Origin of the sequence: Sphingomonas sp., assembly GCF_036387535.1 — a bacterium.
Taxonomy (GTDB): domain Bacteria; phylum Pseudomonadota; class Alphaproteobacteria; order Sphingomonadales; family Sphingomonadaceae; genus Sphingomonas_R.
In genome coordinates this window covers 1-9,787 of the sequence record NZ_DASVTO010000136.1, presented here as the reverse complement: position 1 = coordinate 9,787, position 9,787 = coordinate 1, and the positions used below count along the sequence as shown (strand labels likewise).

The 9,787-nt window shown below is 66.5% G+C and carries 7 protein-coding genes and 2 pseudogenes; 5 read left to right on the top strand and 4 right to left on the bottom strand.

Annotated features, from left to right (window positions below):
- A pseudogene (locus VF649_RS12740) lies at window positions 1-477 on the top strand (hypothetical protein); the annotation flags it as partial.
- Here VF649_RS12740 and VF649_RS12735 read toward each other — a convergent pair.
- Together VF649_RS12735 and VF649_RS15205 are read right to left on the bottom strand one after the other, a co-directional pair.
- Entirely contained in the window at window positions 461-1,420 is a 960-nt protein-coding gene (locus tag VF649_RS12735) for a PEPxxWA-CTERM sorting domain-containing protein (RefSeq protein ID WP_331012333.1), read from the bottom strand. The pseudogene VF649_RS12740 and the gene VF649_RS12735 sit on opposite strands and share 17 nt — an antisense overlap.
- Window positions 1,413-1,532: pseudogene (locus VF649_RS15205) on the bottom strand (PEPxxWA-CTERM sorting domain-containing protein); the annotation flags it as partial. The pseudogene VF649_RS15205 and the gene VF649_RS12735, both read right to left, overlap by 8 nt.
- 867 nt (window positions 1,533-2,399) lie before the next feature.
- On the opposite strand from VF649_RS15205, the gene VF649_RS12725 reads away from it, so the two are divergent.
- Window positions 2,400-3,251, top strand: coding sequence for a CoA ester lyase (locus VF649_RS12725; RefSeq protein WP_331012331.1), 852 nt, complete (start codon window positions 2,400-2,402; stop codon window positions 3,249-3,251).
- Window positions 3,252-3,425: 174 nt separating this feature from the next.
- Here VF649_RS12725 and VF649_RS12720 read toward each other — a convergent pair whose 3' ends face one another.
- Together VF649_RS12720 and VF649_RS12715 are read right to left on the bottom strand one after the other, a co-directional pair.
- Complete coding sequence (locus VF649_RS12720; RefSeq protein ID WP_331012330.1) at window positions 3,426-4,133, bottom strand: hypothetical protein; 708 nt, start codon at window positions 4,131-4,133, stop codon at window positions 3,426-3,428.
- 1 nt (window position 4,134) lies between these two features.
- Window positions 4,135-5,337 (bottom strand): toxic anion resistance protein, encoded by a 1,203-nt coding sequence (locus tag VF649_RS12715; protein WP_331012329.1) that lies wholly within the window; start codon window positions 5,335-5,337, stop codon window positions 4,135-4,137.
- 135 nt (window positions 5,338-5,472) lie between these two features.
- Here VF649_RS12715 and VF649_RS12710 point away from each other — a divergent pair, with 135 nt between their 5' ends.
- The 3 genes from VF649_RS12710 to VF649_RS12700 all read left to right on the top strand — a co-directional run.
- A complete protein-coding gene (locus VF649_RS12710) occupies window positions 5,473-6,810 on the top strand; it encodes a DUF3422 domain-containing protein (RefSeq protein ID WP_331012328.1) in 1,338 nt (445 codons plus the stop codon).
- 79 nt (window positions 6,811-6,889) lie between these two features.
- Window positions 6,890-8,731: a translational GTPase TypA gene (gene typA / locus VF649_RS12705; RefSeq protein WP_331012327.1), complete on the top strand. Its 1,842-nt coding sequence runs from the start codon at window positions 6,890-6,892 to the stop codon at window positions 8,729-8,731.
- Between the two features lie 156 nt (window positions 8,732-8,887).
- Window positions 8,888-9,787 (top strand): acyl-CoA dehydrogenase family protein (locus tag VF649_RS12700; RefSeq protein WP_331012326.1); only part of this gene is annotated, 900 nt, incomplete at its 3' end.

The following is a 9,787-nucleotide window of genomic DNA, read 5'->3' as shown; positions in this document are numbered from 1 at the left end:
ACCCCGTCCAACACGCAGCTGGCGCTGATCGAGGTGAACCGCGACGTGTTCGCCGCCGCCGACATCGGCGCGATGCCGCGGCGCAGCGCCGACCGCCCGACGACAAGCGGCAGCGGCGGGGGCAGCGGGACCGGCACCGGCGAGGCTGCCGGCGCGGGCGATGCCGTGGGTGAGGGGCCGGGCGGCGAGCGGCTGTACAATGCCGACTGGTACAGCCGCCCGACCCGTGCGGAATTGGCCACCTATCTGCCGCGCGGCAACGGCCAGCCCGGCTGGGGCATGATCGCGTGCCGCACCATCCCCAATTTCCGCGTCGACCAGTGTCAGGAACTGGGGGATTCGCCCGCCGGATCCGGCCTCGCCCGCGCGCTCCGCCAGGCCGCCTGGCAATTCCGCGTCCGCCCGCCGCGCATCGGCGGCAAATCCATGGTCGGCGCGTGGGTGCGGATCCGGTTCGATTTCACCGAGGCGAAGTGAGGGCGTAGGGTGTGTGACGGCCCCGCCGAAGCGTCCCCCCGACCAGGCCGAAGCCCAGGATCAGCATCGCCCAGCTGGCGGTTTCGGGCACCGCGCCGGCCTGGCTGAGAAAGGCGCCGGAGCCCGACGTGAAGGTAACATTGTCGGGAAACTGCAAGCTGAGCCCGGCGGTGTGCGAGAAGTCGGCAGTGACGCCGCCTTGTGCATTCACCCTCATATAGGCGGAGATCGCCAGTTGCGGATTGGGCCCGATCACGTCGAATGTGAGTGCCAGTGCGCGTCCAGACGGAGATTGCGCAAAGGTGCCGCCACCATAGCCATATATCTGCGATTGGGTAACGCCGTCGTGGGCGCTTTCGTAAAGCGTTCCAACAGTAGAAACCAAGCCGTAGGGTTTGTTAATGTAGCTGATGTCGGTGCGGAACTGCAGTGCGCCGCCAGATTGATTGTGGATGTTGTCGTCCCCGAAAAAGCTACCGGTCACGTCGAACAGAAAGCGCAAGGTCGTGACGGTGTCCGCCGCCGCACCGGCTATCACCAGGCTGATGCGATCGGAATAAGAGGAGGACGCCCAGGCATAGGTGTACAGGTCTGTTGTTGCCAAAGCGCCGATCTTGCCGGTCGCGAGGTTGGCATAGGCCATGGAAGAGGCGGCCCCATCGGCGGGTTGGCCGTCCGCGCTGCGGCGAAAGCCGCCGGGTGCGCTGAAGCTGGAGGCGGTGCTTGTTGCGAACTGGCCCGGACCGTTGACGGCAGCGTCCGTATCGGGCGGGACATTATAGACGGTATAGGGGCTGAACGCGGCTGCCACGGTGCTGGCGCCCAGGCTGTACTGGGCCGGCGCACTGGTCGACAGGGCGGCGGCCACCAAGCCGAGGGGCAGGCGGCATGCGGCGAAGCAGCGCCTTTTACGCGCGGTATGACCTTTCGGTGTATCAAGCATGGTACGGTTCCTTCGACTCGGTTCGTGGACGCCGGAGCGTGGCGCCGATCAGGCCGAAGCCCAGGATCAGCATCGCCCAGCCGGCGGGTTCGGGAACGGCGGCTGCGCTGAGGAACAGGCCGGACGCCGTCGTGAAGCTGACATTGCCCGGCAAGCGAAGCCCGATGGCGGCGGTGTTGCTGAAATCCGCGATCTGCCCATTATGAGCCTGAAGTTCCATCGACGCGAACACGGGCAGCGATTGCGCGGGACCGATGAGGTCGTAGAGTATGCTGAACTGGTAGCGATCGCCGCCGTCGCCCTGCACATAGTTGCTGGCGGAGGAGAAGTAGCCGTTGCCGTAGCGGGTTGCAGTGATGCGCGCCTCTCCAGCGCCGGCCAGGAATGCGGCATAGGCGCCGCCGCCCTCGACATTGCCACCGAAGGTGCCATGCCAGTCGAACGTCAGCAGGATCGGGGTTCGGGTGGCGGCGGTCGCGCCGGCGACGGTGAAGGTCAGCGTTTCCAATAACGAAACATTGGCGCGCGCGCTGGTGGCGGAGTAGCCATCATAGCCCACGTCCGTGCGTACATAGGCGCCGATGGTGCCGCGGGTGACATCGAACCGTGCAAAGGATTCCGCGTCGATGCCGTTGGTGCTTGTGATTTCCGAACGGGTGGTTTTCGCGACGGGCACTTCATTCGTGTATCGGATCACGCCGTTGTCGTAATAGCTACTGAACTGATCATTGTAGCTGTACGAGTTCACGTCCGTCGGGAAGCCGCAGCAATATTGCTGAAGCGCGTAGGTATAGGTGCTGACGCTGGCGGCGTGAGCGGGAACCCCCACGGCGCAGATGATAAGCGTGGCTATAAACTTGGTTATATTCGGCATGGCGTGCTCCCCGACGTTCTGCCGTTCATGGAAGGCCGGGCATCGCAGCGCATCATCCAAATGGGGTATGAACGTCTTTTTCACCCCATCGTCAGGAGATTTCGCATGACCGTGCCCCATACCCCCCGCCCGCGGCGGAGTGCGTTGTTCATGCCGGCTTCGAATGCGCGGGCGGTGGCGAAGGCGCGGGGGATCGGGTGCGATGTGGTGATCCTGGACCTGGAAGATGCGGTGGCGCCGGAGGAGAAGGTGGCGGCGCGCGCGCAGGCGGTGGCGGCGGTGCGGGAGGGCGGTTTCGGAACACGCGAACTGGTGGTGCGGGTGAACGGGACCGGCACGCCGTGGGGAAGCGACGACCTGCGCGCGCTGGCGGCGGCGCGGCCCGATGCGGTGCTGGTGCCGAAGGTGGACGGCGCGGCGGACGTGGCGGCGGCGCATGCGGTGCTGGGCGGGGCGGTGCCGGTGTGGGCGATGGTGGAGACGGCCCGGTCGCTGCTGCACACCGCGGAGATCGCCGCCGCGCCGGGCCTGGCCGCGCTGGTGATGGGAACCAACGACATCGCCAAGGAACTGGGCATGCGGCCGGACCCCGCGCGGACGCCGTTCCTGGGGTTCCTGGCGCAGACGGTGGCGGCGGCGCGCGCGCATCGCCGGATCGTGCTGGACGGCGTGTATAACGCGATCGGCGATGTGGACGGGTTCGCGCGCGAATGTGCGCAAGGCGCGGCGTTCGGGTTCGATGGCAAGACGCTGATCCATCCGACGCAGGTGGCGCCGTGCAATGCAGCGTTCAGCCCGGATCCGGCGGCGATCGCATGGGCGGAGACGATCGTGCGTGCCTTTGCGGCGCCGGACGCCGCGGGCAGGGGCGCGATCCGGGTGGACGGCCAGATGGTCGAACGGCTGCACCTGGACATGGCGCGCCGCACGCTGGCGATGGCGCGCGCCGTGGAGTGACCGCCGGCCGCACCCGGATGCCGGGCGTTCCCCGGCCTGGAGCATCCAGCGTTTCATCCGATCCATCCAACCGACCCGTTCGTATCGCGCGAAGTCGAGATACGCCACGCAGCCTATGTGACACGTCCCTCGACTGCGCTCGGGACGAACGGATCATATTTAGCGCTCGATGCTCTAGACGCTCTCGTCCCCGCGATATTTGAGTTCGAGATAGCGGCCCTGGGTCGCGAGTTTGTGGAGGTCGCCGCTGGCCAGCTGTTCCGCCATGCGGGCGAGTTCGTCATCGACCACCGTCAGACCATCGAGCAGCTGGCGATCGGGGTTGAGGCCGGAGCGCGCCGCGCCACCGCGCAGACCGGGCGGAACGCGGCGATAGCCGGTGATGAGTTCGGGCAGTTCCTCCGCGATCAGCTTGCGGATTTCGACCGCGGCGGGTTCGCGCGGGTCGAGCGCGGCGAGTTGCGGTCCGAGCGCATCGAGTTTCAACCCGATATCGTCGACCAGCCGCATGGCGGGCGCGGGCAAGGCGGGGCGTTGCTGTTCCAGCCAGCTTTCGGTGCGGTGCGGCAGGCGCGTGAGATCGACGCTGGCCAGTTCCTCGGTCCGCGCATCCGGTTCGGCGGAGGTGAGGAGAATGATCCCCCAGGCGATCATCATGGCGATCCCGAACAGCATGATGCCGCCGATCCCGAGCGGATGAAACCAGCCGATCGCGATCATGGCGAGCAGCGCGGCGACGGTGACGAGTGCGAGCCGTTTGGAGGTGCCGATCAGCTTTTGCCGGCGGCGCGCGCGCCGGCGGGTGAGGCGCTGACGCCCTTCCGGGCTGACCCGGCGGAGCAGGGCCTCGGCGTCCTCGACCACGCGGTTGGCATCCGCCATGTCAGCGTTCCAGGCGGAACGGATCGGCCGCGCCGGGACCGGGGAGCGCACCCTGCTGCGCGCCTTCGGCCCGGGCGATGTAGCCGCGCGACTTCTCGACCTCGCCTGTCAGAACGTCGACCGTCTGCTTCATCGAGGACAGCGCCTGCACCTTGAACGCGTCGATCGTGTCCATGGTGGTGTAGATGTTCTGGAATGCGCGTTTCAGCGTTTCGAGCGGAATGGTGGAGGCGGCGGCCTGGCTGTGGATCTGCCCGGTCTGGGTGCGGAGCAGTTCGCCGGTGCTGTCGATGATGTTGGCGGTGGTGGTGTTGAGCGCGGTGATCTGTTCCAGCACCAGTTTCTGCGCGGTCAGCGCCTGCGCCACGGTGACCGCGGTGCGGAGTGCGGCGACGGTGGTGGTGGACGCGCGATCGACGCCCTTCACCAGTTCGACATTGTTCTTCTTGACGAGATCGAGCGCGAGATAGCCCTGCACCGTGACCGCCATCTGCGTCAGCAGATCGGTGCTGCGCTGGCGGACGTAGAAGAGCGCGGTTTCGCGGATCGCCTTGGCCTTGGCAGGGTCGGTATGTTCGAGATCGTCCGCGGTCGCCTCCAGCCGCGCATCGAGCGCCTTGGAGATGTGGATCATCTGTTCGAGGCGACCCATCGCGGTCCAGAGCGTCTGCCGCTCGACATCGATCGCGGCATTGTCCTTGAGCAGTTCGTCCTTGCCCGACGCCAGCCGCGCGAGGATTGCGGCGATATGGGTCTGCGCGGATTTGTAGCCGTCGAAATAATTCTTCATGCGGTTGCCGAACGGGATGATGCCGAACAGCCGGCGCGGGGCGAGCGCGTTGCGGCCGGGATCGAGATCCTCGATCGTGCGGCGCAGTTCGGCCAGATCGGTGCCGACCGAGCCTTCCTTGTCCATCGCCTTGACCGGGCGATCGAGGAAGCGGTTGGACTGGCCCGCGGCCTCCGCGATTTCGCGCCGGCCCATGTTGGTGATCGCGTCGACCTGTTTCCCGAATTCCGGGCTGTTGGCGTCGGCGGCGACGAGGTTGGCGACGAAGCCCTCGACCTTTTCGTCGAGCTGGCTGCGCTGCTTCTCGTCGAGCGGGACAAGGCCGGCGGCCTTGTTTGCACCGACCGCCGCCACCGGAGCAGGCGGGGTCAACACGAGCGCGGGCTCAGCGGTCAGCGTCTCGGTGTCGGCCATCGGATTCTCCTGGATAGTCCGCCATGCATGGCGTCGATCGCCGATGCGATCAAGTGTATGACCCATGTACTACGCACCGCCCGCAATTGCCAGCGATGCGCCACCCCGATAGCGTCGCGGCATGGGGGAGCGGGCATGACGGAGCGGGGGGCGGAGCGCGGGGTGGAGCGCGGGGTGGACCGGGGGATTGTCGGCACGGTTCCGACGCTGCGCAGCCATCCGCTGCGCGCGTCGCTGTCCGAGGAGATGCACGTCCGCAAGCTGCCGCAGCTGGCGGCGCCGCTGCGCCTGATGCAAATCGTGACGCTGATGGACGAGGACGGCATCGCCGCCAGCCAGGCGCATGTGGTCGCGCTGTGCGCGGAGCATGGCGCCGGGCCCGACCCCGCCAGCCGGTACTTCGTGTGTCGGCTGGACGGCCATGACTTCGTATGGGAACGGCACACCGAAGTGGCGACCTATACTTTCGTGGCGACGGGGCATGCGGGCGCGGCGTTCGGATGCGAGCCGTTCGGCGATGCGGTCAACCGCTGGGTGGCGGGATTGCCGGGCGAGGTGCTGCGCGCGACGCATGTCGCGCTGGTCGAGCAGGATGCCGACGTGGCGCCGCTGATCACGCATTTCGCCATGGACGATCTGGTGGTGTGCGACGTGGCGCAGGGCCGGGCCCGGATCTGGTCCGACTTCCGCCTGCACGCCGACGGGTTCGGGCGGCTGGTGGTGCGCGATCAGGGGCTGGTGGGCTATGAGGCGGCGCAGCTGGTCCAGCGGCTTCAGGAGCTGGGCAATTACCGCAATATGGCGTTGCTGGGCCTGCCGCTGGCGCAGCGCCTGACGCCGGAGGTTTCGCGGCTGGAGCAACGGCTCGCCACCCTGACGGCGGCGGTGGCGGAACGGGTGTCGCAGGACGACACGCTGCTCGACGAGCTGAGTTTCCTGTCGGCGCAGCTCGCGCGGTTGATGGCCGAGACATCCTATCGCCTGAGCGCGACCCGCGCCTATGCCCAGCTGAGCAGCGACCGGCTGGCCGCGTTGCAGGTGGGCGAGGTGCGTGGCCACCCCACGCTGGCGGATTTCACCGCACGCCGGCTGGCGCCCGCGGTGCGGACGTGCGAATCCTTTTCGCACAGGCTGGAAGGCCTGTCGCAGCGGGTGGCGTGGACCAGCTCGCTGCTGCGCACCCGCGTCGACACCGCGCTGGCACGCCAGAACCGCGACCTGCTCGATTCCATGGACCGGCGCACCGGCGTGCAGGTCCGGCTGCAACAGGCGGTGGAGGGGCTGTCCGTGGTGGCGATCAGCTATTATCTGGTCGGCCTGTTCGGATATGTCGTGAAGTCGATGCACGGCATCGGCCCCGTCCCGCCGGAAGTGGCGACCGGGATGGCGGTGCCGGTGGTCATCGCGCTGGTCGCGTTCGTCATGGCGCGCATCCGCCGCCATGCACATGCGCATGCGCGTGGCGGCGCGTGACGCCCGCTGCGCTTCCCGCGGCGCAACATTTGCGCTATGGGCGCCGCTGATAACCCTTATCGCATAAGAGAACAGCTTCATGAGCCTCCGCAATGTGGCCATCATCGCGCACGTCGATCATGGCAAGACCACGCTGGTCGACCAGCTGTTCCGCCAGTCCGGCACGTTTCGTGACAATCAGCGCGTGGAAGAGCGGGCGATGGATTCGAACGACCTGGAAAAGGAGCGTGGCATCACGATCCTGGCCAAGCCGACGTCGGTGGACTGGACCCCGCCGGGCGCCACGGAGTCGATCCGGATCAACATCGTCGACACCCCCGGCCACGCCGATTTCGGCGGTGAGGTGGAGCGCATCCTGAGCATGGTCGACGGCGTCGTCCTGCTGGTGGATTCGTCCGAAGGCGCAATGCCGCAGACCAAGTTCGTGACCGGCAAGGCGCTGGCGCTGGGGCTGAAGCCGATCGTGGTGGTCAACAAGGTCGACCGGGCCGACGCGCGGATCCAGGAAGTGCTGGACGAGGTGTTCGACCTGTTCGTGTCGCTGGACGCCAATGACGAGCAGCTCGATTTCCCGGTGCTGTATGCGTCCGGCCGCAACGGCTATGCATCGACCGACATGGACGCGCGCGAAGGCACGCTGATCCCGATGTTCGAGACCATCGTGTCGCATGTTCCGGCGCCGAAGGTGGAAGTGGAGGACGTGCCGTTCACGTTCCTGGTCACCCTGCTCGATCGCGACAACTTTCTCGGTCGCGTGCTGACCGGGCGGGTCAATTCGGGCACGATCAAGCTCAATCAGCCGATCCACGCGCTGAACAATGACGGCAAGATCATCGAGACCGGCCGCGCATCGAAGATCATGTCGTTCCGCGGGCTGGAGCGCGTGCCGGTGGACGAGGCCAAGGCAGGCGACATCATCTCGCTGGCCGGGCTGTCGATCGCGACCGTCGCGGACACGATCGCGGACCCGAGCGTGACGGAGCCGCTGCACGCGCAGCCGATCGATCCGCCAACGCTGTCGATGCGCTTCGCGGTGAACGATTCGCCGATGGCGGGGCGTGAAGGCACCAAGGTGACATCGCGGATGATCCGCGACCGCCTGATGCGCGAAGCCGAGTCCAATGTGGCAGTTAAGGTGGTCGAGGCGGACGACAAGGACAGTTTCGAAGTGGCCGGCCGCGGGGAATTGCAGCTGGGCGTGCTGATCGAGACGTTGCGCCGCGAGGGCTTCGAACTGGGTATCTCGCGTCCGCGCGTGCTGTTCGGCGAAGATGAGAACGGCAACCGGACCGAGCCGTACGAGACCGTCATCATCGACGTGGACGACGAACATTCGGGTACGGTCGTCGAGAAGATGAACTTGCGCAAGGCCGAGATGACCGACATGCGGCCGTCGACCGGCGGCAAGACGCGCATCACCTTTTCCGCGCCGTCACGCGGGATGATCGGCTATCATGGCGAGTTCCTGTCCGACACGCGCGGCACGGGAATCATGAACCGGCTGTTCGAAAAATATGGGCCGTACAAGGGCACGATCGAAGGCCGCAAGAATGGCGTGCTGATCTCCAACGGCACGGGCGAAGCCAACAACTATGCGCTGGGGCCGCTGGAAGACCGCGGCATCCTGTTCATCGGGCATGGCGAGCAGCTGTATGAAGGCATGATCGTCGGCGAGAACGCCAAGACCGACGATCTTGAAGTCAACCCGATGAAGACCAAGGCGCTGACCAACTTCCGCGCGAGCGGCGGCAAGGACGATCAGGTCCGGCTGAGCCCGCCGAAGCGCGCGACGCTGGAACAGGCCATCGCCTATATCGACGACGACGAGATGGTGGAGGTGACGCCGAAGTCGATCCGCCTGCGCAAGCGCCACCTGGACCCGAACGAGCGCAAGCGCGCATCGCGGTCCAAGGCGGCCTGAGGTCGGTTCAAGGTGTGAGACAAGGCCGTCGCTCCCCCCGGGAGCGGCGGCCTTTTTCATGTCCGCGCGGGCTGTACGCGTCGGTCAAGGTGACGGGTTTATTCGCTTTACGTGAACGTAAGGGGGTGTCATCTTCCGGCCAAAGAGGAGAGTCCGATGGCCGGTGGCGACGAGGCGTTTCGTGCGGAGACACGCGCATGGCTGGAAGCGAATTGCCCCGCGGCAATGCGGGCGCCGGCGCGCGGGGAAGCGGATCTGTGCTGGGGAGGGCGGAACCCGGTGTTTTCCTGTCCCGACCAGAAGCTGTGGCTGGAGCGGATGGCGGCGAAGGGCTGGACCGTGCCCGACTGGCCGGCCGATTATGGCGGCGGCGGATTGACGCCCGCGGAAACGAAGATCCTGCGTGCGGAGATGCAGGCAATCGGCGCGCGCAGCCCGCTCTATTCGTTCGGGATTTCCATGTTGGGGCCGGCGTTGCTGCATTATGGCAGCGAGGAGCAGAAGCGCCATTACCTGCCGCAGATCGCGCGCGGCGAAATCCGATGGTGCCAGGGTTATTCCGAGCCGGGCGCGGGATCGGACCTGGCGTCGTTGCAGACGCGGGCCGAGGACAAGGGTGATCACTGGTTGGTCAACGGGCAGAAGGTGTGGACCAGCTATGCCGACAAGGCCGACTGGATCTTCTGCCTGGTCCGCACCGACAAGTCGAACAAGCACAAGGGCATCAGCTTCGTCCTGTTCGATATGCGCACCCCGGGTGTGTCGACCAAGCCGATCCTGCTGATCAGCGGCTATTCGCCCTTTTGCGAGACCTTTTTCGACGATGTGAAGGTGCCCAAGGACCAGGTGGTCGGCGAGGTCAACCGCGGTTGGGACGTGGCCAAATATCTGCTCGGCCACGAACGCGAGATGATCTCGGGGATGGGCCTGGCGGGTGGCGGGCGCAACCCGCTGATCGACGGCGCGCTTGCCACGATCGGGGTCGATCACGACGGCAAGCTCGCCGATCCGTTGCTCCGCGCGCAGATCGCGATGTTCGAGGTTCGCGCCAAGGCG

Bases quoted from the DNA above. Each gene is read 5' to 3' on its own strand.
- VF649_RS12735 (WP_331012333.1), bottom strand. From the start codon at position 1,420: ATGCTTGATACACCGAAAGGTCATACCGCGCGTAAAAGGCGCTGCTTC.
- VF649_RS12725 (WP_331012331.1), top strand. From the start codon at position 2,400: ATGACCGTGCCCCATACCCCCCGCCCGCGGCGGAGTGCGTTGTTCATG.
- VF649_RS12720 (WP_331012330.1), bottom strand. From the start codon at position 4,133: ATGGCGGATGCCAACCGCGTGGTCGAGGACGCCGAGGCCCTGCTCCGC.
- VF649_RS12715 (WP_331012329.1), bottom strand. From the start codon at position 5,337: ATGGCCGACACCGAGACGCTGACCGCTGAGCCCGCGCTCGTGTTGACC.
- VF649_RS12710 (WP_331012328.1), top strand. From the start codon at position 5,473: ATGACGGAGCGGGGGGCGGAGCGCGGGGTGGAGCGCGGGGTGGACCGG.
- typA (WP_331012327.1), top strand. From the start codon at position 6,890: ATGAGCCTCCGCAATGTGGCCATCATCGCGCACGTCGATCATGGCAAG.